This is a genomic window from Bordetella petrii (assembly GCF_000067205.1).
Taxonomy (GTDB): domain Bacteria; phylum Pseudomonadota; class Gammaproteobacteria; order Burkholderiales; family Burkholderiaceae_B; genus Bordetella_A; species Bordetella_A petrii.
The window spans coordinates 1213168-1239715 of sequence record NC_010170.1 but is presented as its reverse complement, the minus strand read 5'-3'; the positions used below and the strand labels follow the sequence as shown (position 1 = coordinate 1239715).

28 protein-coding genes are annotated in these 26548 nt (G+C 61.7%); 17 read left to right on the top strand and 11 right to left on the bottom strand.

The window, feature by feature from the left end; all coding sequences use genetic code 11:
- Positions 1 to 46 precede the first annotated feature (46 nt).
- Both BPET_RS05990 and BPET_RS05985 read right to left on the bottom strand, forming a co-directional pair.
- Positions 47 to 970: a nuclear transport factor 2 family protein gene (locus tag BPET_RS05990; protein WP_012248175.1), complete on the bottom strand. Its 924-nt coding sequence runs from the start codon at positions 968 to 970 to the stop codon at positions 47 to 49.
- A gap of 11 nt (positions 971 to 981) precedes the next feature.
- Complete coding sequence (locus BPET_RS05985) at positions 982 to 1959, bottom strand: LLM class oxidoreductase (protein WP_012248174.1); 978 nt, start codon at positions 1957 to 1959, stop codon at positions 982 to 984.
- A 165-nt stretch (positions 1960 to 2124) separates the two neighbouring features.
- Here BPET_RS05985 and BPET_RS05980 point away from each other — a divergent pair, with 165 nt between their 5' ends.
- The 5 genes from BPET_RS05980 to BPET_RS05960 all read left to right on the top strand — a co-directional run bounded on the left by BPET_RS05980 (position 2125) and on the right by BPET_RS05960 (position 6991).
- Positions 2125 to 3051 carry a LysR family transcriptional regulator gene (locus tag BPET_RS05980; RefSeq protein ID WP_041862742.1) on the top strand — a complete coding sequence of 309 codons (927 nt, stop codon included), beginning with the start codon at positions 2125 to 2127 and terminating at the stop codon, positions 3049 to 3051.
- Positions 3052 to 3173: 122 nt separating this feature from the next.
- Positions 3174 to 4178, top strand: coding sequence for an LLM class oxidoreductase (locus tag BPET_RS05975; protein WP_012248172.1), 1005 nt, complete (start codon positions 3174 to 3176; stop codon positions 4176 to 4178).
- Positions 4179 to 4191: 13 nt separating this feature from the next.
- Positions 4192 to 5283, top strand: a complete 1092-nt coding sequence (locus BPET_RS05970; protein ID WP_012248171.1) for an alkene reductase — start codon at positions 4192 to 4194, stop codon at positions 5281 to 5283.
- Positions 5284 to 5330: 47 nt separating this feature from the next.
- Positions 5331 to 6302, top strand: coding sequence for an LLM class flavin-dependent oxidoreductase (locus BPET_RS05965; RefSeq protein ID WP_012248170.1), 972 nt, complete (start codon positions 5331 to 5333; stop codon positions 6300 to 6302).
- 32 nt (positions 6303 to 6334) lie between these two features.
- Positions 6335 to 6991, top strand: a complete 657-nt coding sequence (locus BPET_RS05960) for a gamma-glutamylcyclotransferase (protein WP_012248169.1) — start codon at positions 6335 to 6337, stop codon at positions 6989 to 6991.
- A 271-nt stretch (positions 6992 to 7262) separates the two neighbouring features.
- Here the strand turns inward: BPET_RS05960 and BPET_RS05955 are convergent, their stop codons facing one another.
- From BPET_RS05955 to BPET_RS05945, 3 genes are all read right to left on the bottom strand, one after another.
- Positions 7263 to 7901, bottom strand: coding sequence for a CoA transferase subunit B (locus BPET_RS05955; RefSeq protein ID WP_012248168.1), 639 nt, complete (start codon positions 7899 to 7901; stop codon positions 7263 to 7265).
- 12 nt (positions 7902 to 7913) lie between these two features.
- Positions 7914 to 8618, bottom strand: a complete 705-nt coding sequence (locus BPET_RS05950) for a CoA transferase subunit A (RefSeq protein WP_012248167.1) — start codon at positions 8616 to 8618, stop codon at positions 7914 to 7916.
- A 114-nt stretch (positions 8619 to 8732) separates the two neighbouring features.
- Positions 8733 to 9641 (bottom strand): LysR family transcriptional regulator, encoded by a 909-nt coding sequence (locus BPET_RS05945; RefSeq protein WP_012248166.1) that lies wholly within the window; start codon positions 9639 to 9641, stop codon positions 8733 to 8735.
- Between the two features lie 175 nt (positions 9642 to 9816).
- Between BPET_RS05945 and BPET_RS05940 the strand changes: the two genes are divergently transcribed.
- The 12 genes from BPET_RS05940 (at position 9817) to BPET_RS05885 (ending at position 20075) form a co-directional block, all read left to right on the top strand.
- On the top strand, positions 9817 to 10632 hold the full coding sequence (locus tag BPET_RS05940) for an enoyl-CoA hydratase/isomerase family protein (protein ID WP_012248165.1): 816 nt from the start codon (positions 9817 to 9819) through the stop codon (positions 10630 to 10632).
- A 14-nt stretch (positions 10633 to 10646) separates the two neighbouring features.
- Entirely contained in the window at positions 10647 to 11537 is an 891-nt protein-coding gene (locus BPET_RS05935) for an NAD(P)-dependent oxidoreductase (protein WP_012248164.1), read from the top strand.
- Positions 11538 to 11610: 73 nt separating this feature from the next.
- Entirely contained in the window at positions 11611 to 12819 is a 1209-nt protein-coding gene (locus tag BPET_RS05930; protein ID WP_012248163.1) for an ABC transporter substrate-binding protein, read from the top strand.
- A gap of 49 nt (positions 12820 to 12868) precedes the next feature.
- Positions 12869 to 13732, top strand: a complete 864-nt coding sequence (locus tag BPET_RS05925; protein ID WP_012248162.1) for a branched-chain amino acid ABC transporter permease — start codon at positions 12869 to 12871, stop codon at positions 13730 to 13732.
- Positions 13725 to 14669: a branched-chain amino acid ABC transporter permease gene (locus BPET_RS05920; protein WP_012248161.1), complete on the top strand. Its 945-nt coding sequence runs from the start codon at positions 13725 to 13727 to the stop codon at positions 14667 to 14669. Before BPET_RS05925 ends, BPET_RS05920 begins: the two co-directional genes overlap by 8 nt.
- Positions 14670 to 14676: 7 nt before the next feature.
- Positions 14677 to 15411 (top strand): ABC transporter ATP-binding protein, encoded by a 735-nt coding sequence (locus BPET_RS05915; protein ID WP_012248160.1) that lies wholly within the window; start codon positions 14677 to 14679, stop codon positions 15409 to 15411.
- Positions 15401 to 16123, top strand: coding sequence for an ABC transporter ATP-binding protein (locus tag BPET_RS05910; RefSeq protein ID WP_012248159.1), 723 nt, complete (start codon positions 15401 to 15403; stop codon positions 16121 to 16123). The genes BPET_RS05915 and BPET_RS05910 overlap by 11 nt, the downstream gene beginning before the upstream one ends.
- Before the next feature lie 46 nt (positions 16124 to 16169).
- The gene (locus tag BPET_RS05905; protein ID WP_012248158.1) at positions 16170 to 16931 is read left to right on the top strand and encodes an SDR family NAD(P)-dependent oxidoreductase; all 762 of its coding nucleotides are present in this window, start codon (positions 16170 to 16172) and stop codon (positions 16929 to 16931) included.
- A 15-nt stretch (positions 16932 to 16946) separates the two neighbouring features.
- A complete protein-coding gene (locus tag BPET_RS05900) occupies positions 16947 to 17237 on the top strand; it encodes a Dabb family protein (protein WP_012248157.1) in 291 nt (96 codons plus the stop codon).
- A gap of 39 nt (positions 17238 to 17276) precedes the next feature.
- Positions 17277 to 18401: an NADH:flavin oxidoreductase/NADH oxidase gene (locus BPET_RS05895; RefSeq protein WP_012248156.1), complete on the top strand. Its 1125-nt coding sequence runs from the start codon at positions 17277 to 17279 to the stop codon at positions 18399 to 18401.
- Positions 18402 to 18480: 79 nt separating this feature from the next.
- Entirely contained in the window at positions 18481 to 19287 is an 807-nt protein-coding gene (locus BPET_RS05890; RefSeq protein ID WP_012248155.1) for an IclR family transcriptional regulator, read from the top strand.
- A gap of 20 nt (positions 19288 to 19307) precedes the next feature.
- Entirely contained in the window at positions 19308 to 20075 is a 768-nt protein-coding gene (locus BPET_RS05885) for an IclR family transcriptional regulator (protein ID WP_223283382.1), read from the top strand.
- Here BPET_RS05885 and BPET_RS05880 read toward each other — a convergent pair.
- The 6 genes from BPET_RS05880 to BPET_RS05855 all read right to left on the bottom strand — a co-directional run bounded on the left by BPET_RS05880 (position 20072) and on the right by BPET_RS05855 (position 26547).
- Entirely contained in the window at positions 20072 to 20872 is an 801-nt protein-coding gene (locus BPET_RS05880) for an enoyl-CoA hydratase-related protein (protein WP_012248153.1), read from the bottom strand. The two genes, BPET_RS05885 and BPET_RS05880, sit on opposite strands and share 4 nt — an antisense overlap.
- A 2-nt stretch (positions 20873 to 20874) precedes the next feature.
- The gene (locus BPET_RS05875; RefSeq protein ID WP_012248152.1) at positions 20875 to 21663 is read right to left on the bottom strand and encodes an enoyl-CoA hydratase/isomerase family protein; all 789 of its coding nucleotides are present in this window, start codon (positions 21661 to 21663) and stop codon (positions 20875 to 20877) included.
- 73 nt (positions 21664 to 21736) lie between these two features.
- On the bottom strand, positions 21737 to 22702 hold the full coding sequence (locus BPET_RS05870) for a Bug family tripartite tricarboxylate transporter substrate binding protein (RefSeq protein WP_012248151.1): 966 nt from the start codon (positions 22700 to 22702) through the stop codon (positions 21737 to 21739).
- Positions 22703 to 22769: 67 nt separating this feature from the next.
- Entirely contained in the window at positions 22770 to 23258 is a 489-nt protein-coding gene (locus tag BPET_RS05865; RefSeq protein WP_012248150.1) for an FAS1-like dehydratase domain-containing protein, read from the bottom strand.
- A gap of 39 nt (positions 23259 to 23297) precedes the next feature.
- Entirely contained in the window at positions 23298 to 24518 is a 1221-nt protein-coding gene (locus tag BPET_RS05860; protein WP_191295211.1) for a CaiB/BaiF CoA transferase family protein, read from the bottom strand.
- Between the two features lie 13 nt (positions 24519 to 24531).
- A complete protein-coding gene (locus BPET_RS05855) occupies positions 24532 to 26547 on the bottom strand; it encodes an acetyl/propionyl/methylcrotonyl-CoA carboxylase subunit alpha (RefSeq protein WP_012248148.1) in 2016 nt (671 codons plus the stop codon).
- Position 26548: the final 1 nt, after the last annotated feature.

Sequence of the window (26548 nt, the reverse complement as noted above, 5' to 3'; positions counted from 1 at the left end):
CGGCGCGTCCTCCCCGATTTTTGGCCGTGGAAGACGCGCCGTGGTCTCACTCGACTTCCACCCAACCGGGCACGTAGCGCATTTCATTGATCTGCCATCCCTGCCCCGCCGTTTTTCGCGCACCGATTTTGTAATGGGCGCCGAAGAGGCGCTTGCCCGACGCTGTCCGCGTGCGACCTGGTATCAGCCGTCCGAGAATCATGGTTGCCGTGCTGCCATCGTGTTCAATCGAGATCGGCTCCCCGTAGTGCTTCATCCAAGGCCAGGGCATGCGGAAGGCTTTGAGCGTGCCCACCAACGTGTGCTTGCCCGTCAGCGTTCCCATCGGCGTCAGTTCCGCCGTCGCATCCGCTGTGAAGGCTGCGTCGAACAGCGAGTAATCGGCTTGATCCAGCGCCCATGCATAGCGATACCAGGCACTTGCTATCGCCTCATCGTCAGTAAACGTGAGCTTGCTTTGCGGCACACGGCGCCACGGCGCATCCAGCTCGCTGACGATGGCCGGCGCGGTGTCGCCCGGTTCCCAAAGCCGCCGCATCACTGGCATCGTCCAATCAGGGGCCAGCTTCGGGTCTCCCTCCGTCCAGTTCATCTGAATCTGGATGCGCGTGATACGCGCCGCCTCGGCGGCGTTCTTCACGGTAAGGAGCAGAACGCCGCCAAAAGCCAACGTCCGCCCCTCGGGGGCCGATCCTTGGCCATAAAAGTACGCCCCAACAACGCCTTCTTCATCAGTTGCAGCAAGCACCAGATTGCTGTGTGCAATCTCCAACGCCTCGAAGGGAGACCTTTCCGCAGCCAGCCAAGCCGTCACGGCGTTCCGGCCTTGCGCCGCAGCGCGGTGGCTGGAGACAAGTTCGACTTCCTCGGACACATCGAGCGGCGAGAGCCGCGCAGGTGCGCTTTGCCAGGCCTGGATAAACGCGTCCACGGCAGCAGTCAAGACGGGGCGGGTAATAGCATTCGACATGGTGAGTCACCTCATTCGGAAGGAAATTGCGGCAGCACGAACTCCGCCAATTCGGCCAACGCGTCCTCGGCAGGCCGGCGCAAGGCTTTCAGGTTGAACGCCACATGGCTCACGCCGTGCTCTTGCTGATGCGCCAACAGCGCAATCAACGCGTTGCGGCCGGATCGCAAACCATTTCCCACGTATTGCATGGGCGCATTCGGGTTATCGAGCAAGTCGAAGAAAGCCCCATACCCGTAGGGCCGAAGCCAGTTTTCACCATGTACCGAACGCCATTCCTCGAGCATGGCGGGCAACTGCCGGAAATCACTCAGATGCCAGAGCCAGGCGTCGCTGTTCTGCGCGATCCAGGAGAAGGTCTGGCGTGCCCTGCCAACAACGATCATGGGCAGCCGCCGCCCGACCGGTTTCGGAATGAGATCTATAGTGCCCTCGAGTTGGCCATAGTGCTGGGTGCGGGCGACCGGGAAGGCGTTTTCGGTGACCGTTTTGATAAGGCCGAAGCCCTCCCGAAACCGCTCGGCGCGATTCTCGTAGTCCAGGCCGAACGCCGGATACTCGATGCTTCTATCGCCGGTGGAAAGTCCCAGCAGCGGACGGCCATCCAGCAGATGATCGGCAGAAGTGGCTTGCTTGGCGACGATGAGCGGATCTCGGAGCGTCAACACGATGCCAGCGGTGCCCAGCGCGATGCGCCGCGTATGGGCGGCGAGGTAGCCCAGATAAACCATGGGGTCCAGCATCTGTCCGGTGTCGCCAAAATTCGGGTCATAGAACGGCACGTCGCGCATCCAGAGCGCGGAGAATCCGGCCTCGTCCGCGATTCGGGCCATGCGCGCATGGTTTTCAAGGGTCGGAAACGGCGAATCCGGATAACCCTCCAGCGGCATGATGAAGCCGAAGGTGAGTTGTCCGGGCTTAAAGACACGGGTATAGGCGGGGTGAGACTGCAATTCTGGCGGCAGCGGGCCAATTAGCGGAGCAGACATGGCATTGGAACTCGTGGTGGGTGGCCGGTGTAGCGCTCAGCACCCGAGCTGACGGCGGCTATACGGGCTTTAATTCGACAAGTTCGAATACTATTTCGTTAATTGGGGAAATGGATTCCCATGTTTAGCGCCCACTTTGGGCGTGACCTTTCGGTGAGCAGACCTATGGAACCCAATCGGTTCGGCGACATCCTCGCCTTCGTTTCCGCGGTGAAGACCGGCAGTTTTACCGCGGCTGCCGCCTCGCTCGGGCTGACACGGTCGGCCGTTGGAAAGAGCGTTGCGCGACTGGAGGCGCGCCTTGGCGTTCGTCTCATGCACCGCACCACACGCAAACTCAATCCAACTGACGAAGGGCTGGTCGTATTCGATCGATGGAGCCAGATTCTTGAAGACCTGGACGAAGTTGACGCAACGATGGCGCAGCGCCGCGGCAAGCCGGGGGGGATCCTGCGCTTGACTGCCCCGCTATCGTTCGGCCAGCGCCATATCCTCCCGGTGCTGAACGCGTATGTGAAGACTTGGCCGCAGATCCAGGCAGACGTCTGGTTCACCGACCGCTATATCGACTTGATTGAAGAAGGAATAGATGTGGCGGTGCGCATCGGTGGCATCAAAGACGATGCCCGCGTCCTGTCCCGAACGATCGGCGGACAGCAGTTTGTCACGTGCGCGTCACCAGGCTACTTGGCGGATCGCGGTGTGCCTGCCACGCCAGCGGATCTGGCGCAGCACGACACGATCTTTTTCCTTAGTGGTCAGCGTCCGATGCCTTGGCGCTTTCTGCATGACGGCGCGATCGAAGTATGCGACGGGCCGGGGCGTATGAACATCGACAGTTCCGAGGCGCTGCGTGAGGCGGCCTTGTCGGGATTCGGCCTTATCCATCTGCCGACTTACATCACCGGGAAGGATCTGCAGCGGGGAGATCTCGTTGAAGTCCTGGAAGCCTACCGGCCGCCGGCCGATCCCATACGGCTCATTTACCCCAGCAAGCGCCATCTGTCTCCCCGCACCCGCACCTTCATCGATCTGCTCGTGGATCAATGGCGCGACGGCGTGCCGTGGGAGCGGTTTGATCCATCGGCGTGAGAAAGAAGAAATATCCAGATTTTGGGGAATTTTATTCTCGAGTCTTGCGCTTTTAGGGTGGTTTATCAATAGCGGGGATTCAATCAGACTGCGTTCATCGCTCTGATTGGAGGTCCAGTCTCATGGACACCCCCGACTTCGCTTCATTGAACGTCCTCACGGCTCCGGACCTGGCAGCGCATCCCGGCTTTCGCCGCCTTTACCGCCCAGGCCACCTGACGCTCGGCCTGATCCTTCCGCTTGAAACGCATCCCGGTCGGCCAGCGCCCACCATGGAAGGTCATGTTCAGACGGCGCAGCGCGCTGAAGCCTTGGGCTTTGGCGCGCTCTGGATGCGCGATGTGCCGTTTCATGATCGCGCCTATGGCGACGTTGCCCAGGTTTTCGAGCCGATGGTCTACATCGGTTATCTTGCCGCCGCGACAAAGCGGATCGCCCTTGGCACGACCGGCATCGTGCTGCCCACGCACGAGCCGATGTATTTGGCCAAGCAGGCCACGTCCCTGGACCAACTGAGCGGTGGACGCATGATGCTGGGGTTGTCCTCTGGCGACCGCCAAAGCGACTATCCAATGCTGGGCATCAACTACGACACCCGGGGAGAACGCTATCGCGATGCCTACGGCGTTTTGCGCACTCTCACCGAACAGCGCTTTCCCTCATTTCGATCGGCGCGCTTCGGAGGGTCGGCTGGCACGCTGGACTTGGTGCCGAAGCCCCTGTATGGCCGCGTGCCTGCGATCGCCGTGGGCACGGCCCAGCAGAGTATGGCCTGGATCGCCGAGCACATGGATGGACTGCTGACCGGCGCGGTTTCACCCGAACGCCTCCCTCAGCTGGCGCAAGAATGGACGGAGCACGTTGCCCAGTCGAACCCGGAGCTGATATTCAAACCGCTGGGATTGGGCGGCTACCTTGACCTCAGCGCCGATCCCAACGAGCCCTTTCAACGAATCCGGGGCGGCTTTCGTGCCGGACGAAATGGCCTATCCGCATATCTCGACCAGGCGCGCGCGGCAGGCGTCTCGCACGTTGCGCTGAATCCGAAGGTCAGCCGGCAGCCCTATAGCGAAATCCTCGACGAACTCGCTGAGTTCGTGCTCCCGCAGCATCCTTCTCACGATTGATTGGAGCGCTCACATGAATCCCCTCTTCTCTTCGTACCAGTTGGGCGCTCTGACGCTTTCAAACCGCGTGGTCATGGCTCCCATGACCCGCGCGCGAGCACTGGACTCTGTGCCCTCACCCAGCATGGCCGAGTACTACGCCCAGCGCGCGAGCGCAGGATTGATCATTACTGAAAGTGCTCAGGTTTCTCCGCAAGGCCGCGGCTATTTATGCACGCCCGGTATCCATACGCCTGCACAGATCGCCGGATGGCGCCGGGTCACCGATGCGGTCCACAGCAAGGGCGGCCGGATTTTTATCCAGCTTTGGCATGTTGGCAGGCTTTCACACCATAGCTTGCTGCCGAACGGCCAATCGCCCGTCGCTCCAGTGGCAGTGCAGGCTGAAGACTCGCTCGTTCAAGGCTACGACGATGCCGGCGAACCCGCGCAGGTGCCGGCAAGCCTTCCACAAGCCCTCGATATCGCGGGGATCCGGCGCATCATTGCGGATTTTCGGCAGGCCGCTCAAAACGCCATCGAGGCGGGGTTCGACGGTGTCGAAATCCACGCTGGCAACGGCTTCCTGTTCGAGCAGTTCATCAATGCGGGGTTGAATACACGTGAGGACCAATACGGCGGTCCAACCATCGCAAACCGGCTCAGGCTCTTGCTGGAAACGGTCGATGCCGTCTCCTCTGCAATCGGCCCCGAGCGTGTCGGCGTCCGCGTCTCTCCGTTTGCCCACTTGGGCGATTTGCACGCCTTCGACTCGGATAAGGCCACGTGGATAGGCTTGGCGGGCGCGCTTTGCCAACGCGAGATCGCGTACTTGCATGCCAGTCATCTGGGTTCGGCTCAGTTCCAAGGCGATATTCGAAGGGCTTTTGGAGGCACTTTCGTGCTGGCGGGAGGCTTTACGGCGCAGACCGCCGAAGAGGCGCTGGTCGCTGGCGACGCCGACCTCGTAGTCTTTGGCCGGCCGTTCATTGCAAACCCGGATCTCGTCGAGCGATTCCGCCAAGGATGGCCACTAGCTGAGGCCGGCAAGGAAGCGTTCTACGGCGGAGACGAACGCGGATACACAGACTATCCGCCGTACCGCGCCCAGCAGCAGGCGGCATAACCCATTTCCCTCAACCAACTATTTGTTCGAAACCACAGGACCTTGCTATGACAGCCTTATCCGTTCTCGACCTCGTGATGATCGGCGAGGGAAAAGACCTTGCCACCGCAATCGGGGAGTCCAAACAGCTCGCACAGCACGTGGAGCAACACGGATACACGCGCTACTGGATCGCCGAGCATCACGACATGCCCGGCATCGGCTCCGCGGCGACGTCGCTCATTATCGATCAGATCGCCGCGGTAACTTCTCGGATCTGCGTGGGCTCGGGCGGCATCATGCTCCCCAACCATGCCCCCCTTGCCGTTGCAGAACAGTTTGGCACCTTGAACGCCCTCTACCCCGGCCGGATCGACCTCGGCATGGGACGCGCTCCAGGCAGCGGCGGCGCCGCCGTTCGTGCTTTGCGGCGTAGTGGCATCGAGAATGACTTTGCCGAAGACGTCACTGAAGTGATGGACTACCTGGCCAACAACGGCCGGCGTCCTGCCCATGGTGTGCCCGGTGTTCACGATGTGCCGGTCTGGATTTTGGGCTCGAGCATGTTTGGCGCCCAACTCGCTGCAGCGATGGGCCTGCCTTATGCCTTTGCTTCCCACTTCGCACCCAGGATGCTTGATCAGGCGGTCGACTACTACCGAAAGAACTTTCGTCCGTCGAAGTGGCTGGCGGCGCCCTACGTGATGGTTGGCGTGAACATATTCGCCGCAGACTCGAATGAAGAGGCGGATTTTCTTGCGAGCTCCCACCGCCAATGGATGCTCAATCTGCACATGGGCCGGCTTGGCTTGCTGCCGCGCCCGGTGGAGGGTTATGTGGAGAGCCTGCCTGAGAACGAACGCCGCGTGCTTGACGAGGTTCTCGCCATGACGGTGGCAGGCGATCAGCAAAAAGTGAGCGCCTGGATCGAGGGCGTGGTGCAGCGCACCGGTGCAGACGAGCTGATGATAGACAGCCGGATCTACGACCCGGAGCAACGGTGCCGCTCCCACGAACTGGTCGCACGGGCGATTCGCTGATTCAACGTCCCGTATTGATTTCCCCAAGCGCCATGCTGACTCGCGACCTCTTCGATAGTGGCAGTTACGTCGACTTGCTTGCCGGCACGGCTGATCAACCTGCGTGGACGATGGAGGCCATTGAACAGTCGATGCGAGACACCTTATCCGGACGAGTGTCGGGCGAGGCCGTTTGGCTATTTGCCTATGGCTCGCTGATGTGGAATCCGGTGATCGACGCAGAAGAACAGCAACTGGCAACGCTTGGCGGATGGCACCGTAGTTTCTGCCTACGCTTGAGCGCCGGCCGAGCGACGCCGGCGGTCCCGGGACGCATGCTGGCGCTGCGGGAAGGTGAAGAGTGCCGCGGCCTTGCTTTCCGGCTGGCGGAAGATACGTTGCTCGACGAACTACGCCTGGTGTGGATCCGTGAAATGGTGCACGGGCTGTATCGGCCAGTCTGGGCGCAAGCACGTTTGGCGGATGGGCGTCGGGTTTCGGTCATCGCTTTCGTCGCCGAAACGACGCACCCCCAATATCGTGCGACAGATGAACTCAACGCGGTTGCCGCCGATGTCGCCATGGCAAGCGGCCCACTCGGGAGTAATCGTGAATATTTGACTCGTCTGGACGACGCGCTCGCCCGCTGGGGGATCCACGACCCACATGTGAGCGACCTTGTGCAGCGGGTCAAGGTGCGAGTTTGGTAACGGAATGCCAAAAACCACGCGAACTCGGCAATGGGCTGCCAAGCCACCCGCTTAACAAAGCCCCAAGCGCAACCCGATTTCACAGCCGATTGGGCATACTTCCATGCGTTCTGTCGCGACGTTCGAATTCTTCGGACGACTGTTGATGTGCAGCGCGCCAATCGCATCAACAGTCCTGTCTGGGCCGGCTGCCGGAAGGCATCGGTCTAGGCGTGGAGGTCGACTTCGGGACAAAGACGTTCTATCAGTCGCCTCCTCGCGCCTAGATCGGCTATCCGAGTGCAAACACCAGGCGAGGCTCCGACTTTTCCTGCAATGCCTCGCGCGTAACGCCGGGCGCCAGCTCTTTTACAACCAGCCCTTCGTCGGTGATGTCCATCACCGCCAGGTCGGAAATGATCCTGTGCACCACGCTACGACCGGTCAGCGGCAAAGAGCACTGATCCAGAATTTTCATCGCACCGTCACGCGTGTTGTGTTCCATGAGCACAATGACCCGGCGCGCGCCACCAACAAGATCCATGGCCCCGCCCATGCCTTTGACCATCTTGCCGGGGATCATCCAGTTTGCAAGGTCTCCCTGCGCGCTGACCTGCATGGCTCCCAGGATCGTAAGGTCCATATGGCCGCCTCGGATCATGGCGAACGACATGGAAGACGAACAGATGGATGCGCCAGGCGCTGTTGTCACCGTCTGCTTGGCCGCGTCGATAAGGTCCGGGTCGATTTCGTCCTCATAAGGGGGCGGCCCGATGCCGATCAGTCCGTTTTCGGACTGCAACCATACTTGCATGCCGTCAGGCACGTATTGCACCACTTTCGTGGGTAAGCCTATTCCCAGATTCACGTAGTCGCCGTCGTGCAGTTCCTGTGCGGCGCGCGCTGCCATTTGGTCATGTGTCCAAGCCATCGCAAATTCTCCTTACTGCGGCCGTGAACGGAAACTCTTGCGCTCGATGCGCTTTTCCGGGTTGGGTACGACGACGATACGATCGACGAAGATTCCTGGCAGATGCACATCGTCAGGATCGATCTCGCCCTCTTCCACCAGTTCTTCCACTTCGGCGATCGTCACCGCTCCCGCCATTGCCACGTCGGGATTGAAGTTTCGAGCTGTGCGTGCAAAGACAAGGTTGCCTGCTCGATCTGCACGCTTTGCTTTCACCAGCGAGACATCCGGCCGGAGCGCCAACTCCATGATGTAGGTCTGGCCACCGAACTGCCTGGTCTCTTTGCCTTCCTCGACGACAGTGCCGACGCCAGTCCTGGTGAAAAACGCGGGAATTCCGGCGCCGCCTGCGCGCAAACGCTCCGCAAGCGTCCCTTGAGGGTTGAACTCCAGCTCCAGTTCGCCACTCAAGTACTGTCTTTCGAATTCCTTGTTCTCGCCAACGTACGACGCGATCATGCGCTTCACCTGGCGCGACTGCAGTAGTAGCCCCAGACCGAAGTCATCAACGCCAGCGTTGTTGCTGATGCAAGTCAGATTGCCGACGCCGCTGTCACGCATCCCTTCTATCAATGCTGAAGGAATGCCGCACAGGCCGAAACCCCCGACAGCTATCGTTTGGCCGTTCGTGATGACCCCGTCCAGGGCGTCGGCCACATCTCCATATATCTTTCTCATTCTCTAACCGAAGTAAATGGGGTTGAGTGGGTGGTAACCCCCCAGATACTAGGGATTCGATGCGGCCGGAACAATGGATTTGCCGCAACCTTATTGTGCAATTCTGCACAGCGATCAAGCGGGCGGGTGGAACAGCTCCGGCTGCGATTCGACCTGTTCACGGATAAATCGCCAAGCGAACTGGTAGCGTTTGATCCGCAGCAGATCTTCGGGCGCCGCAATCCATAAGCTCCGCGTAATGAGGGGCTTATCAGGAAAAACGCTGATGAGGTCGCCGCTATTCACGTTTGCGACATAGGGCGTAAGCAAGACAAGCCCCAGCCCAGCCGCTGCGGCCGAGCGCTGTGCAAGCACGCTGTTCGAGCTGAAACATCGATTCGGTTCCAGGACGAGCTCTTCAAGCACGCGATAGCGCTCACTGACCGAACCATCATGGATGTAGTCCAGGAAATCGTGCTGAGCGACGTCGCTGAGTTCACGTATTGGAGGATGGGCGTCCCGGTAGGCAGGAGAGCAATAAAGGAAGTAGTCGATCTGCGCCAGCTTCGCGACCTTGTATCGCCCCATCTGCGGCGGATCAAGCGTCACCAGGATTTCGACTTCCCTGGTCACAAGGCTGGGGAATTGGGGCTGGGCCATCAGTTCAATGCGCAGTCCGGGATGTTTCTGGCGCAACTGCGCCATCCCCGGGGCAAGCACGTGGATACCAAATGCTTCCGGTGTTCCAACGCGAACATTGCCTTTGATGAAGTCGGCCGCCTCCAGGCTTTCTCCCACAGCGGCCAACAGCGCGCTTTCCATTTTTTCCGCGTGAGGAATCAGCGCATGGCCAGCATCGGTCAGCGAATAGCCGCTGCGGCGTCGGTCAAACAAGACCACGCGCAAGGTCGCTTCCAGCCGGTCGATCCGCCGCGAAACAGTGGAGTGCTCGATCCCGAGCTTCTCCCCCGCATCGGAGATCGTGCCCAGCCGTGCGACAGCCAGAAAAACTTTGAGGTCGTTCCATTCGGGGTGCGTATCCATGGCTCATTGTGCATCAGCGCACACTAAGGGTGCAACGGTGGTCTTTGATAAAGCAAGTGCGGATCGCACAATTGCGCCAGCAGTTACGCAGAAAGGCACGCGTCATATCGGCGCAGAAGAACGCGGACGGCCGACAAACGGCCGCCCAATCACGTACCTGAAGTTGGAGTCGAGGATGACAGAAAACCTTCGTTATCAGAACTACACGGCGATTGAATTCGACCGTCCGCTTGACCGTGTTCTGCGCCTGACGCTGAACAACCCCGAGCGCATGAATTCCCTGGATTCCCGGGGGCACGCCGAACTGGCGGAGGTATGGCGCGAGATCGACACCGATCCCGAGGTCAGCGCCGTGATCATCCGCGGAGCCGGGCGTGCGTTCTCGGCTGGTGGTGATTTCCGCATGCTCGAAGAGATCAACGACGATTTCAAGGCCAGGGCCCGTGTCTGGCGAGAAGCCCGAGACCTGGTCTACAACATCATCAACTGTTCGAAACCTATCGTCTCCGCCATTCATGGCCCGGCGGTGGGCGCGGGTCTGGTGGCGGCTCTGCTGGCCGACATCTCGATTGCAGCGAAATCGGCCCGCATTGTGGACGGCCACACCAAGCTGGGCGTCCCCGCAGGCGACCATGCGGCCATCATCTGGCCCTTGCTTTGCGGGATGGCCAAGGCCAAATACCACCTGATGTTGTGCGAACCCGTGAGCGGCGCGCAGGCCGAAGCGCTGGGTCTCGTGTCGTTGTGCGTTGAGGACGACGCGCTTCAAGACAAAGCCCTTGAGATCGCCGGGAAGCTCGCGGCAGGCGCGCCGGGTGCGATGCGGTGGACCAAGTACGCCCTGAACAATTGGCTGCGTCAGGCCGGACCCATTTTCGATACCTCGCTGGCGCTGGAGTTCATGGGCTTCGGAAGCCCCGAGGCGCGGGAGGGAGTGAGCGCATTGCAAGAGCGCCGCGCTCCCCGGTTCGACCTGGACCTGGGTGTCTAGGCGGAGCAGCGCTCATGAAATCCATCAAGACAGTCGCCTTCATCGGCGCCGGCAACATGGGTGCGCCAATGGCGCGCTGCGTTCGGCGTGGAGGTTTTGACCTCATCATCTGCGACCGCAGTGCCGCCGTACGCGAGAGCTTTGCCCGTGAAGGCGTCGCCACAACTTCTGAAGTGAAGGATTGCGCTGGAGCGGACGCGATCATTGTGCTGCTCGCCAATGACGCTCAAATTACAGACGCCCTGCTTGGCGACGGCGGACTGGTTCACGCCATTCCCAGCGGCCACCAGCCCATCGTGTGCATGATGAGCACCACGCTGCCCGCTACCCTGCGCACGCTGGAGGCGCCGCTCGCTGTAGCCGGCGCCCACCTGCTCGACGCGCCGGTGAGCGGCGGCGTCGTGGGCGCACAAGAAGGAACGCTCACGATCATGGTGGGCGGAGCCGTATCCGACGCCGAACTGGCCAGGCCATTGATGCAGGCTATGGGTAGCCGAATTTTCCACTGCGGCGCGTTGGGATCTGCGCAGGTCGCCAAGATCATCAACAACATGGTCTGCGTGGCAAATATCTATTTGACCGCTGAAGCCATCGAACTGGCTCAGGCGCATGGCGTTTCCCTTGAGAGCTTCGCGCCCATCCTGGACGTCAGTACCGGAAGGAACTTTCTGACTGCCAACGCGGCCCTGGGCCGCGCGCAATTCCGCGCGTGGTCGCCGACGGAAGACGCCTACCCGGACATCCACCGAATCGTCGCGAAGGATCTGCACCTGGCCTTGGCACTGAGCGAGCAGGCAGGCATTGCGCCCGGACTGCTCAAGCAGGTGTCGAGCTACGTGGACAACCACGGCCCCAACGAGGCCACGCGCTGGACCAGCGCCGGACGTACACCTCAGTCGGGCTAAAGACATACCGGGAATCCGGTAAAAGCCGGCACGCGCCGGGAATCACTACACCTATAAATACGGAGAAGACAAGATGAAGAACCTCAACTGCGTTCTTACGGCTGTGACTTTGGCGACGGCGTCGCTCACGTCCGGCGCCGCATTCGGACAGGACACCAAGACCTTGATATTGGGCGTATCCGCGCCGATGTCAGGCGCCGCTGCAACGTGGGGGCTTGGACAGGAATGGACCGCCAAGCAGGCCGCCAAGGAAATCAATGACGCCGGCGGCGTGAAGATCGGCGGCACCAACTATAAATTTGAAGTCCGTGCCTACGACAACAAATACAACGCCGCGGAAGGGACCAAGGTCGCGCAGAACATCGTGAATCGCGACAAATCCCGCTACGTGGTCGGCAGCATCGGCACCGCGCCGATTCTGGCTTTGCAGTCGCTCACCGAGCGGAACCAGGTCATTCTGTTCACCTCGGCCTGGGGCAAGACCGTCAAGGGACCAACCAAGCCCTACACCTTGACCCAATCGACCACGCCGTTCGAAATCCTGGAACCCCTGTATGCCTACGTAAAGGCCAAACACGGCTCCATCAAGACCGTTGCCATGCTCAATCCCAACGACGCGACCGGCAAGGAGACCGAACCGGTCGCCCAGAAGGCTTGGGAAAAGCTTGGCGTGAAGGTGGTGTCAGTCAACTGGTACGAACGCGGCACCACGCAATTCCAGCCCATTGCGCAAAAACTCGCGGCGGTGAAGCCGGACGTCATTGACCTGGGCGTTGCTCCCCCGGCCGATGCAGGCGTGCTCTTCCGCGAACTGGCCGTACTCGGATGGGACGGTGTCAAGGTTCAGCCGGTGGGCACGGGGGCAGCGCAGCTCGTGGACATTGGCGGTCAAGCAGCTAACGGGGTGTACATGGGCTTTTCGGGCGATTACGCCGGACAGCAGGCAACCAGCAAGCAACGTGAGCTCAACGAAGGCATGAAAAAGGCCGTCGGGGAATCACTCAACCCGCTGCAGCTCGCACCCTACGACTCTGTGTACGCCCTCAAGGCGGGCATGGAAGCCGCGCAAAGCATCGAACCTGCCGAGATTCTGAAGGTCATGCCCAAGATCGTCTTTGACACGTCGTACGGCAAGACGGCGTTCGGTGGCGAGGCGACCTACGGTTCGCCTCAGCAGATGCTCATCCCGGTCATGATCACGCAGATTCAAGACGGAAAGCTCGTGGAAGTTGAGCGCGTGGTGCCGGAAGAGCTGCAAAAGCGCCTGGCGCAAGGCAAGTAATCAGAACGCTGGACGGCGATAAGTCGGGGGAGACAAGTTGGACGTTTACATGCAATTAATCATGAACAGTATGCAGATCGCCGCGGCGTACATCCTGTTCTCGTTGGGCTTGACGCTGATCTTCGGCGTCATGCGAATCGTCAACTTCGCACACGGAGAGTTCTTTACGCTGCCGCTGCTGGTGATGGGAGTGACAGTCCCGTTCCTGATCAGCGAGCAGTTGCCGCTTTTTGCGTCCTATGCGCTGAGCGGAGTGCTTGGGATCGCCTTGACGCTGCTACTGGGGGGGGTGATCTACAAGTTCGCCCTCCAGCGGTTCCAGCGCGACATGACCGGCTCCTTTGTGGTGTCGGTCGGCCTCTCGCTGTTGCTGCAAGGCATATTCCTGGAATCCTTCGGCGGCGTTCCCAACAAGCTCCCCGCGCTGGTCGAAGGAACGGTGAACATCATGGGCGCCTACATCACCATCCAGCGCCTGATCATCACCTGCTGCGCACTGCTGGTGGCCGCTCTCATGTGCTGGACCATCGCGTCAAGCCGTCTGGGAAAGGCACTGCGCGCGGTCTCGGAAGACCATGAGGCTGCGATGCTGCAGGGCATCCCGTACCGACGGATCGCCCTGGCCGGCTTTTTCATCGCGACCTCGCTCGCGGCGATCGCCGCAGTACTGCTATCGCCCGTGACCGTTTCCAGCCCGATCATCGGCAGCGACTATCTCATCCGGGGTTTCATCGCGATCGTCATCGGCGGGCTGGGCAGCATACCCGGCGCAATCCTGGGCAGCCTGCTGATCGCCGTCATCGAAAGCCTGGGCGGCTACTACTTCGATCCCACCTGGGCCACGATCACGATGTTCGCCCTGACCATGTTTGTACTTCTCGTTCGTCCGAAGGGAATTCTCGGCAATGGCTAAATCGCTACTCACCCCTGCAATCGCCTCGGTCGGCCTGGTGGCGATCGCCGCCAGCCTGCTTCAGGGCGGCGGCCTGGCCGCCAGCCTGGTCCTGTGGCTGGCCGTCAACGTGCTGATTACCGCCAGCTTCCGCTTTGTCACCTTGATCGGTGAACTGAATTTTGCCGTCGCCGGCTTTGTGGGCCTAGGCGCCTATATGGCGGGTGTCGGGAGCGTCACGTTCAACTGGCCCTTCCTGCTCACGCTGGTGGCAAGCGCAGTCTTCGCCGGCCTGATCAGCCTTGTGTTCGGCTACATCACGCTGCGCGCCAAGGGCCCCTATTTCATGCTGATCAGCTTCGCTTTCACCGAAGTGATCCGCATGATCTACACCAAGACCGAAGCCATCGGAGGGAGCTCCGGCATGGTGGGTATCTTTCCGCCGGCCTACCTGGACGGCTACTTGCCCGCCCTGGTCGTCGCCGTGGTGCTCGCACTGCTCTGGGCGCTCTGGTTCATCGAGAAATCCGATTTCGGCAAAGTCCTTGTGGCCATCCGCAATAACGACGCCATCGTCGAGACCGTCGGCATCAACGTGCATCTGACCAAGGTGCTGTGCCTGGGTGTTTCTTCGTTCGTTGCCGGCATTGCCGGTGCGCTACTGGCTTACTCGAACAACGTCATCAGTCCGGGGGATTTTGGCTTCCTGCTGGCGGTATACGCGCTGGCCTATCTGAAGGTGGGCGGCGAATCCCACATCCTGGGCGCGGTCGTCGGCGCCATCGTTTTGACGCTGCTCGGCCAGTTCGCCCTGAGCTTCGGCCCCTACGAGCACATCTTCTACGGAGCCGCCATCGTGATCTCGGTGCTGCTGATGCCGGGGGGCCTGATCGGCCTGGGCCGCCACCTCAACAAGCGCGCGCCTGGGCTGACTGCCGCGGCGAAGCCCCAAGCCTGAGGTCTTCATGGAAAACCAAGTACTACTTAAAGTCGATGGCCTGAGCCGCCGCTTTGGAGGCCTGGTGGCAGTCAAGGATTTGAGCTTCGAAGTCCGCAAAGGAGAAATCCTTGGACTCATCGGCCCCAATGGCGCCGGCAAAAGCACCACGTTCAACGTGGTAAGCGGCTACTACAAGCCGTCTGGCGGCAAGCTGACCTTCATGGGCCAGGACATCACCGGCCAGAGCGCCGCCCGGATCTCCCGGCAGGGCCTGGTCCGCACGTTCCAGCACGACAGCATGCTGCGCGACATGACCGTCTACGACAACATCGTCGTCGGTACGTTCGCGACGATGCGCCATAAAGCTGAACGGGACGCACGCGTACGAGAAACCGCGGCGCTTATGGGCCTGTCGGAAGTCCTGAGCGAAGTTGCGGGGAACCTTTCGCACGGCCTGCAGCGCCTGGTCAGCATCGCCATCGCTTTCGCCGCCCGGCCAAGCCTGCTCTGCCTGGACGAACCGTTGACCGGTCTGAACCAGACCGAGGCATCGTCAGTATTGGCGATCTTCCGCAGGATGCGCGAGGAGTACGGCGTTTCGATGCTGCTTGTGGAACACAACATGAAGGCGGTCATGGATATCTGCGATCGCATCGTGGTGCTGGACTATGGCGTGTTTCTAGCCACCGGCACCCCGGCCGAGATCCAGCGGGATCCGCGCGTGATTTCGGCCTATCTGGGGAAGCGGCATGAACAATAACGAAAATGTGCTCGACGTCGAGCGACTGTCGGTGATGTATGGCATCGTGCCGGCGGTGAGCGCGGCGAGCTTCACGGTGAAGCGGGGATCCATCTCCACCATCGTCGGTTCCAATGGCGCCGGAAAATCGACCATCATGAAGGCCTTGACCGGCCTGGTCGCGCCCTCTTCCGGACGTGTCCGCCTTTATGGAGAAGACATCACCGGACTGGCACCCGATGCCCTCGTCTCCAGGGGCCTCGTCCTGGTGCCCGAAGGCCGGCGCCTGTTCAAAGCCATGACGGTAGGGGAAAACCTGGAACTGGGCGCCTACCGCGAGAAAAGCAAGAATGCCATTCAGCAGGGAATGGCAGACGTGCTGGAACGCTTTCCCGCTCTGAAGACAAGGCTCAAGTCACCGGCGGGTAGTCTCAGTGGCGGCCAGCAACAGATGGTTGCTGTCGGCCGCGCCCTGATGGCCAAGCCGCGGCTACTGCTGCTTGACGAGCCCACAATCGGGCTTGCGCCCGCCATCGTCGACACCATCGCCCAGATCATCCAGGACATCGCGGCGGAAGGCGTGGATGTGATGCTTGTGGAACAGAACGCAGAGATGGCACTGGAGATTGCGACCCACGCCTTCATCCTCGAGCGCGGTGAGATTCAGTTGCAAGGCCTGGCGTCGGAGCTGGCCAGCAGTGAAGCGGTGCGCAAAGCCTATCTGGGCATTTGACCCCCACGCATCCCTCATCCACTTATCCGTTTTTTGCGAGGTATTTATGCATCGACTCGAAGGAAAAGTCGCCTTCATCACGGGCGGCGGCGCCGGTATCGGCTGTGCCAGCGCATTGCTATTCGCCCAGGAAGGCGCCCAGGTCGTTATCGCCGAGCGTGACACCGCCGCGGGCGAGCAGACCGCCGCCATCGTCGAAAAATCGACGGGCCGCCCTGCCCGCTTCATCCACACCGACGTCACCGAACCCGAAAGCCTGGAGGCGGCCGTCAAACGGACCGTGGCGGAGTTCGGACGATTTGACGTGCTGTACAACAATGCCGGAGGCTCGACCGTGCGCGACAGCCGCGTGACGGACGCTCCGGTGGACGAGTTCTGGTCCAAGATGAAACTCGACCTGTTTGGCACCTGGTTGGGATGCCGCTACGGCATCCAGGCCATGATGGACGCGGGGAACGGCGGGTCCGTCATCAACAGCACATCCATCTTTGCCCTGATCGGCACTCACGGCAAGGACGCCTACACGGCGGCCAAGGGCGCAGTCAGCGCGCTGACCCGGTCGATGGCTGTGGAATATGCACAGTACCGAATTCGCGTGAATGCGGTGGCTCCCGGAGCGACGGCGACAGAGCGCGTGCTAAAGCTGCTGAAAGACGATGGCGTCACCAGCAAATCGCTGGACGGCCAGCTTTTTGGGCTGGTGCAGCCCGAAGATATCGCCCACGCCGCGTTGTATCTGGCTTCCGACGAGTCCCGCTCCACGACCGGCCACATCCTCGCCGTCGACGGCGGGTTGACCATTTCCTGATCGATCGGAGCCATCATGTTTCGACATATTGTCATGCTCAGCTTCAACGCCCCGCTCACCAGAGAAGACCACGAAGACATCGTCGGCATGTGCCAGACGATCAAGAAAGAGATCCCGGGTATCCTGGACCTGCGCATTGCCACCAATGCGTCGGATCGCGCCCATTCCTACACCCACGCATTCGTGGCGGACTTCGTGGACTCAGCCGCCCACGACCACTACCAGCAGGCTCCCGCCCACGTGCCGCTGAAGCAGAAAGTCGCGGCACTAAGCCGGCAGCTCATCGTGCTGGACTACGAAGCCTGATCCTCCGCCATGACACAACGATCCGAAACGAGGAACCTCATGCGGGACACCAAACTGTTTACCCCGTTCAAACTGCGCGGCGTCGAGTTGCCCAATCGCGTACTCATCTCTCCGATGAGCCAGTACTCCGCCATCGACGGACTGGTCCAGGACTGGCACCGGTTCCATACCGCCGGCCTGGCCCGGGGCGGACCCGGCAGCGCAATGATTGAAGTCGCGGCTGTCACCCGCGATGGCCGGGGAACCCTTGGCGACCTGGGAATCTGGAGCGATGAGCAGATCCCAGGACTTGCGGAACTAGCACGCATCATGACCACGCACGGCGTGGTGCCGTCGATTCAGATCGGTCATGCCGGCCGCAAGGCAAGCACGGGCAGGCCCTGGGAAGGCAATCGGCCGTTGGCACTGTCTTCGGAAGATCAGGCCTGGGAGACCACGGCGCCCTCTTCCGTGCCGGTACAGGAAGGCTGGCCCGTGCCTCGCGAACTTGAGGCCAGCGAACTGGCTGGCATCGGCGCCAGCTTCCGCGACGCGACAGTCCGCGCAGTCAGCGCGGGATACCGGTTTGTCGAAATTCACGCCGCGCATGGCTACCTGCTGCACAGCTTTCTTTCGCCCGTCACCAACAAGCGGCAGGACGAGTATGGCGGGTCGCTAGAGAACCGGATGCGCTTTCCCCTTCAGGTCGCGGCCGCCGTCCGGGACGCCCTGCCCTCCGACATTCCGGTATCTGTGCGGATATCGGCCGTCGACGGTATTGAGGGCGGGTGGCAGTTGTCAGACAGCATCTTGTTTTCCCGCGAATTGAAAGCACTGGGCGTTGATCTGATCGACTGTTCATCCGGTGGCATACAGGCGCCTGCCACGGCGGGACAAGGTCCGCAGGCCGTCAAGCGCGGGCCGGGGTTCCAGGTTCCCTTTGCGCAGGCGGTCAAGCAGGAGGCTGGCATCGGGACGATCGCAGTGGGGTTGATCGTTGATCCGGAGCAGGCCGAGGCGATTCTGGTTGGGGATAAGGCCGATTTGGTGGCTGTCGGGCGGGAGGCCCTTCTCAATCCGAATTGGCCCCTGCACGCCCGCTTGGCTCTGCAGGCCGATCCAGAGTTTCTGGCTTGGCCAGAACAATACGGCTGGTGGCTAAAGCGTCGTCCGAAGGTCTTTTAGGGAGCGTTCGACGGTTAAACCAAGCCCATATCACGGGGCTTGCCTGTAGAATCGAGTCTAATTTCATTTTGATGACTCGATGAATACATCCGCTGATTCGTACTCCGAAAAGCCAGGCATTCGCCAAGTCCGGGTGCTGTCGCGCGGGTTGACCGTTCTCTCGGCGTTCGAACCGAACAATGACTGGTTGAGCAACTCCGAAATCGCGGCGCTCACCGGCCTGCCCAAGCCGACAGTATCCCGCCTCACGGCCAATCTGCTGGAAGCAGAATACCTGCAATATTCGGCCCAGCGAGCCGCCTATCGCCTAGGCGCGGCCGTGCTTGCGCTTGGGTTCATCGCGGCCTCGCACCGGGACTTTGTCATGCTAGCGAGGCCGCTGATGCAGCAGTTCGCCGACCAGCATCAGGTCTCCGTCGTGCTCGCCTCACCCGATGCCAGCAGCATGGTCTGCAACGAGGTTGCTCATAGCCGAGACATGATTTTCACCTTGCGGGTGCGCGCCGGTTCGCGCCTTCGCATTGACCGCTCGGCCCTGGGCAGGGCACTGGTCGGCGCAATGGGCGATGCCGAACGCACGGCATTCCTCGAAAAGCTTGGCACGGCTGACCCGCAAGCTTGGGAGCTCTTGAGCCGCGAAGTGCCGACCGCCATTTCTCAAATGGCGAGCGACGGCTATTGCATCGCGGCCGGCACCCTTGAGGCCGGCACCAACGGCGCCGCAGTGGTCGTCGACACGCCAGAAGGTCCACACACCTATGCCCTGGGCTGCGCCGCACCGTCGAATTCCCTGGAGTTGCCGCGGCTGAAGCAGGAAGTTATCCCGGACCTGCTCGCCCTCAAAAACCGACTTGAAGCCGAACTCAGCAATATGCAGGCGGAATAATAATGGTACGGACTCCCCAATTGACACCGGGCACGCCGCGCGACGACGCCCAGGTGGATTCGCTGCGTCGGGGCCTGGAGGTGCTGCGTCTGTTCGACCTGCGCCACCGCAAACTCACGCTGGCAGACATCGCTCGCAAACTTGAGCTGTCCCGCCCGACGACCGAAAAGCTCGTCCAGACGTTGCAGGCCCAGCATTTTCTCCAGGCCACAGGCGACAGCTACGAACCCCATATTGCCTGCCTGGCGCTGGGTCGAGCTGCCAAGAAGGGTCTGGCGGTTGGCCAGGCAGCCAGGCCGCTTATGCGCGAGCTGTCGCAGCGCTTCGGCGTCCATGTCACGCTGAGCACGCGCGACCGGCTGCATATGCTGGTAGTCGAGCACTGCGTTCCCGCCGGCCGGGTACAGCTGGGCCTGACTAGCGGCGCTCGTTTTCCTATGGCCGTCTCGGCCTCCGGCCGCGCCTACCTATGGGGACGACCGAAGGAACAACGCGATGAATTACTCCGCATGATCGAGGCTGACGCGCCCTCCGGCGTGTCGCGACCGCTCGACGAAGTCTACGCCGCGTTCCGAGATCTGGAAAAAACGGGCTGGTGTTACCTGGCCGCGCCCGTGGCCACGCACACCGCCTCCATCGCCACCCCGGTAAAGGCGGGCTCGGAGTTCGCCCTGGCCGCCATGGCCGTGAGTGTGGATGTCACGGAAGCGGTGTTGCGGGGCCAGGTTGCAGCGTCGCTGCTGGCCATCGCCGAGCGTATCGCCCTAGCCGCCGAAGACGAAGACTAACGAGGTTTCCCCAGGGCGCCAACCGCGTCGCGCACCGCCCGCAGGTGGTCTTCAGATGCGTGTGCGATCGCTTGAAATGCGGCCACCACGTCCAGATGAGTTGCCAGTGTGTGCTGTTCGGCGTCTCGCAGCAGGCGTTTGTGCATGCGCAACGCCGCGGAAGGATGCCGCGCAATCTTCCGCGCCAATTGCGCGGCGCGCTGGCCCAGCCGATCGTCCGGCGCCACATCCGACACGAGACCGATGCGTAGCGCCTCCCGGGCATCGATGGACTCCGCGGTGAAAGCCAGTTCCATGGCCTTGGAACGGCCAACGAGCCGCGGCAACATCCAGGCTCCACCATCGCCAGCCACAATGCCAAGGCGGGCAAAACTGACCGAAAAGCGCGCGCTCTCTGCGGCGATCCGGATATCGCAAAAGCACGCCAGATCGCAGCCCGCCCCGTAGGCCGCGCCATTCACTGCAGCAATGGTCGGAACATCCGCTTCGGCCAGCGCTGCTGGCAATTGGTGCACGGTTTCGCGGTAGCGCGCTTGCACCTGGGCAACGTCCCCGGCGGAAAACCCCTCTCGTTCCGCCATGTGCCGCAGATCTCCGCCCGCGCAAAACGCCTTCCCCGCTCCCGTGATGAGCAGGACACGAACCGCCGGATCCGCATTGGCCCTGCGCACGTGCGCAGCCAGTTCAAGGAACTGCGAACCATCAGAGAAGCGATTGAGTGTGTCGGGATGGTTTAGCGTGAGCGTGACGACGCCGTCATCGTCGTCGCGCCGGACAAAAGCCGAAGCGCCGTCCATCGTCACGCCCCGATCCAGCGCGGCGCCCTTTTCTCGGCGAAGGCCCGAGGCCCCTCGATTGCGTCAGCGCTCGAATAAACGCGCTCATGGTACCGGCAGGCCGCCTCCAGACCGCGCTCGCAGCCAAGGTCCATTGCCGCCCCGATGCTCTTCTTGGCTGCCCAGACGGTAAGCGGCGCATTGTTGGCGATGGTGCGCGCTATAGCCTGGGCCCGCTCGCGCACGGCATCGGGCGCGGCCTCAACATAGTTCACGAAACCTAATTGGTAAAAGCGCTCGATGGGATGCATCTCGCCGGTAAGCATGAGTTCCATCATGAAGGGCTGCGGAAGCATCCACAGCATGGGCACTCCCCAGGGCGACCCTCGCCCCACCTTGGCCTCGGAGATGCCGCCGAGGGTCCCCTGCAAGCCGATCCGGATATCGCTGTTTGCAGCCAAGACCATACCCCCGGCGGTGAAGTGGCCCGTCATGGCGGCGATGATCGGCTTGGGAACCTGGCGCATGCGTTGGTGGAAGGGATCCCGCAGCATCTCCAGCATGTCCTTGCCGGTTTCGGCGCGCACCTGGGCGGCCTCCTTAAGATCCATGCCGGCAGAGAACACGCCGCAGTCGGCGGAGGTCAGGATCACCACTCGCACGGCGTCGTCGCGTTCGACCTCGTCCCACAGATCCAGCAGGCGCTCGCAGATAGCGATGGACAACGCGTTGCGCTGAGCCGGGCGGTCTATGCAGATCGTGGCGATGCCGTCTTGCACGGAGTACAGAACAGGGGCGTCGGGTTTATTCATGATGCAGGGCGACTCGCTAATCAGGAAAATCAAGGAAGTACATGCCGCGCGCGAACGGCGCGCGGCCCGATACTCATTCAGGTTTGATGCCCGCGGCCTGGGTCAACTTGCCGTAGTGCGCACTCTCCTCGGCAATGTATTTTCCGAACGCCTGGGGCGCCATGGGCGGCAGCAATTCATAGCCTGTGCCATCGATCTGCTTACGTACCTCCGGCTGCTCAAGCGCGCCGGTGATTTCCCGATTGAGCTTGTCAATGATCTCAGGCGGCGTTCCCTTTGGCGCGAATAATCCGTTCCAGTTTCCGATCTCGAAGCCTGGCAACGCCTCCTTCATAGCGGGCACGCCGGGAAGTTTGTCCGACCGGGCCGGGGTGATGGCCAAGGGCTTGAGCTTGCCCGAGGTCATGTAGGCCAGGCCAGTCGAAAAATCGATGAACATCATTTGCGTCTGCCCACCCAACAGTTCGGACACGGCCTGGCCATAAGCCTTGTAAGGAATCTCCAAGATATCGGTATGCGTCATCACGCGAAACGTACTGCCGGTGATGCGCGTGGTGCTGTTGGCGTAGGGAAACGAGAGCTTGCCCGGGTTGGCCTTCGCATAGGCGATGAGTTCCGCCACGGAACTGACCGGCACGGACGGATTGACGACCAACGCATGCGGCACGCCGCCGACGATGGCGACTGGCGCGAAATCCTTCAGACCGTCATAAGACACGTTCTTGAAGAAATATTTGTTCGCTACCTGAGTAGTGTTAGTGCCGAACAGCAGGGTGTAGCCATCCGGCTGCGCGCGCGCCACATACTCGCTGCCGATCATACCGGTGGCGCCCGGACGATTCTGCACGATCAGCGGCTGCCCCAGTCGCTTGGAAAGCGAGTCAGACAGCACACGGGCCACTGCATCGGTAGGACTGCCCGCAGCGAACGGAACAACGACCGTAATAGGTTTCTCGGGAAAGGCGGAGGCAGGCGCCGCTACTGCGCCCTGGGCGCACACAGTTAACGCTAGCAACCCGAAAAGCAGGGAAAATTTCATTGATGTCTCCTTGAGTGAAACGGGGCCGTCTACGCGTCCCCGTGTGAAAAATTTGTGGGGCTTCGAGCTACGGGCGGGTTTTGACCATACGCAGGGGGTTATAGGTAAGCACCACCTCCCCTCGCTGGTTGACCACCCGATTTGAGGTCCGCACCAGGCCGCGCTCTGACTTGCTAGTCCCCCGGGCTTCGACCACTTCGCACTCGACATGGATGGTGTCGCCTGCGTTCGTGGGCCGGTGGACCTTGATATCCGCCTCCATGAACGCCATGCCGGTGCGCTGCATCGTGCTCTGCATCAACAGCCCTTCGGCCATGCAGAAAACAAGCGAACCAGGAGCCGGACGCGAGCCGATGATGGATTGCGACGCGACATAGTCCAGATTGGTGAACATTTCCTCCACCATGCCCACCGTACCGATGAACAGAGTGATGTCGGCCTCCGTAATCGTGCGGCCCAAGGTGCGAAAGCGGTAGCCGGGCTCGACGTCGTCCCAGTAAAAGCCCAGGCCCAGCACCTCCAGCCCGTTCTCGTCCACGTTGATTGATCTGCGCATACTGTCTTCTCCTGGTTGTTTGGTTATCTTGATGGTCGGTCAGAGCACGCCGGCGGCACGCAGCTCCGCCATCTGCTCCGTTGCAATCCCAAGTGATTGCAGTACCTCTTCGTTATGCTGGCCCAGCGATGGTGGCGCGCCGGCCGGGTCCAGTGGCGTTTCTGAAAAACGGATGGGGTTGCGCACGGTCGGAACCGGTCCGTACAGCGGATGCTCCAACTCGGCGCGCATGCCACGCGCGACTACGTGCTCGTCGGCAAAGACCTGGTCCATGCCATTGATGGGTCCGCCAGGGACCTGCGCCCGTTCCAGCAGCGCCGTCCAGTCGGCAAGCCGGCGCGAACGTGTGACGGGAACCAGCCAGGCATCCAGTTCGGCCCGGTTGTGCACGCGGTCGGCGATGGTGGCGAAGCGCGGATCCGTGCCAATCTCGGGCTGCCCGACCGCTTGGCACAGGCGGCGGAACTGGGTGTCGTTGCCGACCGCGAGCACCAGATGCCCATCGGCAGCCGGATAGACCGCATAGGGCGCGATATTGGGGTGGCCGCTACCCATGCGCTGGGGCACGCGCCCGCTGACCAGATAGTTCATCGACTGGTTCACCAGCGAACCCACCATGCAGTCCAGCAAGCTGATGTCGATATGCTGGCCTCCATGGCCGCGATCGCGATGCTGCAAGGCGGCAAGAATGGCTGTGGTGGCGTACATCCCCGCCAAAAGATCAGCCACAGCGACACCCGCCCGCTGCGGCCCCCCGCCGGGCAGGTCGTCGCGTTCGCCCGTCACGCTCATCAGACCACCCATACCCTGTATCAGATAGTCGTAGCCCGCGCGGTCCTTGTAGGGTCCCGTTTGCCCAAAACCCGTCACAGAACAATAGACCAGTTGAGGGTTGATCTCACGAAGCGAGGCGTAATCCAAACCGTAGCGCTTCAATGCTCCGACCTTGTAGTTCTCGACGAAGACATCGGCCTTACGCGCCAGCTCTCGCAAGATCTCCTGCCCTCTAGGGTTCGAGAAATCGATGGCAAGGGACTTCTTGCCACGGTTGCAGCTCATGAAATAGGCTGCGTCGCCGTTCTCACCGCTCTGCCGGTCTTTGAGAAAAGGCGGCCCCATCTGCCGGGTGTCGTCTCCGACATCCGGCTTCTCCACCTTGATTACTTCTGCGCCGAGATCGGCCAGGTTCTGCGTGGCCCAGGGGCCGGCCAGGATGCGGGAGAGGTCCAGCACACGGATATGGCTTAGCGGTTTCTGCATGATGATCTCGGTCCTAGCGGCTGCTGCCGGCCTGAAACTTCGGTTCGTCGATTTGCCTGCCCTCATCGATCGCCGCAGCGTCGTCCTGGACGATGTCGGCAATGAGTTCGCCCTCCCGCACGCTGTCGCCTGGGCCGTAGCGCAGATTCGCCACTGTTCCATCGACATCGGCAACGATCGAATACTCCATCTTCATGGCCTCGATCACGGCCAGGACATCGCCCGGGGCCACCCGGTCTCCCGGTTGCACCGCCACGGCTGCGATAACGCCTGACATCGGTGCCGTCGCCCCGCTGGCGTCCCGAGCGGAGGCGTTGCCTTCGTGAAGAACCGGGCGCACCGAGTAATGGTCGCCCGCCACCTGCAGATGCCACCCTTCGGCCGCGAGGCAGGCGTCCCAGCGCCACCCGTCCACAACGCCGCCCAAGCTGGACGCATCGCGCGACACGTTCCAGCTTTGCGGGTTGTCGCCCGCGCGGACATCGCTTCCGTCCACGGCGTGAAGAGCCACCGATGCCGGCTCGGCGTCCAGCAGGAAACGCACGCGCCCCAAAGGCGCGCCGGGATCCAGGAACACCCGGTCCATCGCGCCGCAAGCCGCGCCGGCATGCCAGGGCGAGGCTGCCATGGACTGCACAGGCAAGGGCAGCGTGGCGCAGACTGCTGCGGCAGCCGGGCGGCTGCACGGAGTTTGCAGCGATTTGTGTTCGTCCAGGTAACGGGTGTGCACGCGCCCGTTCAATACTCCCGGGTCGTCCAGCAGGCGCAACAGGTAGCCGAGGTTGCTGGAGACACCTAGCAACGATGTCTGGCCCAGGCCCGACTTCAAGGCGGCAATCGCGGTCGGACGATCGCCCGCGCTGGCGATGATCTTTGCCACCATCGGGTCATAGAAAGGCGGAACGTCGCCCGATTCATCCAGCGCGGCGTCCACGCGCAGGGCAGACGGCCAGCGAGCGTGCACCACGGTGCCGGGCGAAGGACGGAAGTCCTGGGCCGGGTCTTCCGCGTAGATTCTCGCTTCGATAGCGTGTCCGTGGCAGGCGATTTCGGACTGCGCCAGCGGCAGGGACTGGCCCGCCGCCACGCGCAACTGCCATTCAACGAGATCCAGCCCGGTTACCGCCTCTGTGACAGGATGCTCTACCTGCAGGCGGGTATTCACCTCCAGGAAGTAGCAGTTGAAGTCCCGGTCCATGATGAACTCGAAGGTGCCGGCGTTGCGATAGTCCAGGCTGCGCGCGCCCTGCACCGCCGCCTCCAGCAGTCGTTGACGCGCGCGCTCCGGCAGGTGCGGCGCAGGCGCCTCCTCCATGACCTTCTGGTGTCGGCGCTGCAACGAGCATTCCCGCTCGAACAGGTGCACTACATTCCCGCAGCCATCGCCGAACACCTGTACTTCAATGTGGCGCGGCTCCTCGATGTACCGCTCCACGATCATCCGGCCGTCGCCGAAACTGCTGCGGGCGACACGGATGGCCGACTCAATGAGCCCAGGCAGGTCGTCGTATTGGGTAATTATCTGCATGCCCTTGCCCCCGCCGCCGGCGGAGGGTTTGAGCAAAATAGGCAGTTCAATGGCGCGCGCCAACGCCTCTATGGTGGCGGGATTGTCGCTGGCCTCGTCGGTGCCCGGCACGACCGGCACTCCAGCCGCGCGCATGAGCGCCTTTGCCCGCGCCTTGTCTCCCAACGCCGCAATAGTGGCGGGCGACGGTCCGATGAACGCCATGCCCGCGGCCTCCACGTTCGCCGCGAACTCGCTGTTCTCGGACAGGAAACCGTAGCCGGGATGCACTGCCTCGCAATCTGTTTCGCGCGCAGCCTGGAGCAGCTTCCCGGCATTTAAATAACTGTCCGCTGCAGACCCCGCGCCCAGGCAAACGGTCCGAATGGCGCCGCGCAGATGCGCAGCGCCAACGTCAGCTAGGGAATGCACCGCAACGTATTCGATGCCCAGCCGTTGGCAGGTGCGCGCGATGCGGCGAGCGATCTCCCCCCGGTTCGCAATAAGGATTCTCTTGAACATG

What these genes read in the sequence shown, in the direction of transcription:
- BPET_RS05960 (WP_012248169.1), top strand. Translation starts at nt 6,335, where the DNA reads ATGCTGACTCGCGACCTCTTCGATAGTGGCAGTTACGTCGACTTGCTT.
- BPET_RS05880 (WP_012248153.1), bottom strand. Translation starts at nt 20,872, where the DNA reads ATGGACGGCGCTTCGGCTTTTGTCCGGCGCGACGACGATGACGGCGTC.
- BPET_RS05940 (WP_012248165.1), top strand. Translation starts at nt 9,817, where the DNA reads ATGACAGAAAACCTTCGTTATCAGAACTACACGGCGATTGAATTCGAC.
- BPET_RS05860 (WP_191295211.1), bottom strand. Translation starts at nt 24,518, where the DNA reads ATGCAGAAACCGCTAAGCCATATCCGTGTGCTGGACCTCTCCCGCATC.
- BPET_RS05930 (WP_012248163.1), top strand. Translation starts at nt 11,611, where the DNA reads ATGAAGAACCTCAACTGCGTTCTTACGGCTGTGACTTTGGCGACGGCG.
- BPET_RS05955 (WP_012248168.1), bottom strand. Translation starts at nt 7,901, where the DNA reads ATGGCTTGGACACATGACCAAATGGCAGCGCGCGCCGCACAGGAACTG.
- BPET_RS05965 (WP_012248170.1), top strand. Translation starts at nt 5,331, where the DNA reads ATGACAGCCTTATCCGTTCTCGACCTCGTGATGATCGGCGAGGGAAAA.
- BPET_RS05935 (WP_012248164.1), top strand. Translation starts at nt 10,647, where the DNA reads ATGAAATCCATCAAGACAGTCGCCTTCATCGGCGCCGGCAACATGGGT.
- BPET_RS05900 (WP_012248157.1), top strand. Translation starts at nt 16,947, where the DNA reads ATGTTTCGACATATTGTCATGCTCAGCTTCAACGCCCCGCTCACCAGA.
- BPET_RS05970 (WP_012248171.1), top strand. Translation starts at nt 4,192, where the DNA reads ATGAATCCCCTCTTCTCTTCGTACCAGTTGGGCGCTCTGACGCTTTCA.
- BPET_RS05980 (WP_041862742.1), top strand. Translation starts at nt 2,125, where the DNA reads ATGGAACCCAATCGGTTCGGCGACATCCTCGCCTTCGTTTCCGCGGTG.
- BPET_RS05870 (WP_012248151.1), bottom strand. Translation starts at nt 22,702, where the DNA reads ATGAAATTTTCCCTGCTTTTCGGGTTGCTAGCGTTAACTGTGTGCGCC.
- BPET_RS05875 (WP_012248152.1), bottom strand. Translation starts at nt 21,663, where the DNA reads ATGAATAAACCCGACGCCCCTGTTCTGTACTCCGTGCAAGACGGCATC.
- BPET_RS05950 (WP_012248167.1), bottom strand. Translation starts at nt 8,618, where the DNA reads ATGAGAAAGATATATGGAGATGTGGCCGACGCCCTGGACGGGGTCATC.
- BPET_RS05975 (WP_012248172.1), top strand. Translation starts at nt 3,174, where the DNA reads ATGGACACCCCCGACTTCGCTTCATTGAACGTCCTCACGGCTCCGGAC.
- BPET_RS05990 (WP_012248175.1), bottom strand. Translation starts at nt 970, where the DNA reads ATGTCGAATGCTATTACCCGCCCCGTCTTGACTGCTGCCGTGGACGCG.
- BPET_RS05985 (WP_012248174.1), bottom strand. Translation starts at nt 1,959, where the DNA reads ATGTCTGCTCCGCTAATTGGCCCGCTGCCGCCAGAATTGCAGTCTCAC.
- BPET_RS05905 (WP_012248158.1), top strand. Translation starts at nt 16,170, where the DNA reads ATGCATCGACTCGAAGGAAAAGTCGCCTTCATCACGGGCGGCGGCGCC.
- BPET_RS05920 (WP_012248161.1), top strand. Translation starts at nt 13,725, where the DNA reads ATGGCTAAATCGCTACTCACCCCTGCAATCGCCTCGGTCGGCCTGGTG.
- BPET_RS05890 (WP_012248155.1), top strand. Translation starts at nt 18,481, where the DNA reads ATGAATACATCCGCTGATTCGTACTCCGAAAAGCCAGGCATTCGCCAA.
- BPET_RS05925 (WP_012248162.1), top strand. Translation starts at nt 12,869, where the DNA reads ATGCAATTAATCATGAACAGTATGCAGATCGCCGCGGCGTACATCCTG.
- BPET_RS05915 (WP_012248160.1), top strand. Translation starts at nt 14,677, where the DNA reads ATGGAAAACCAAGTACTACTTAAAGTCGATGGCCTGAGCCGCCGCTTT.
- BPET_RS05865 (WP_012248150.1), bottom strand. Translation starts at nt 23,258, where the DNA reads ATGCGCAGATCAATCAACGTGGACGAGAACGGGCTGGAGGTGCTGGGC.
- BPET_RS05895 (WP_012248156.1), top strand. Translation starts at nt 17,277, where the DNA reads ATGCGGGACACCAAACTGTTTACCCCGTTCAAACTGCGCGGCGTCGAG.
- BPET_RS05910 (WP_012248159.1), top strand. Translation starts at nt 15,401, where the DNA reads ATGAACAATAACGAAAATGTGCTCGACGTCGAGCGACTGTCGGTGATG.
- BPET_RS05855 (WP_012248148.1), bottom strand. Translation starts at nt 26,547, where the DNA reads ATGTTCAAGAGAATCCTTATTGCGAACCGGGGGGAGATCGCTCGCCGC.
- BPET_RS05945 (WP_012248166.1), bottom strand. Translation starts at nt 9,641, where the DNA reads ATGGATACGCACCCCGAATGGAACGACCTCAAAGTTTTTCTGGCTGTC.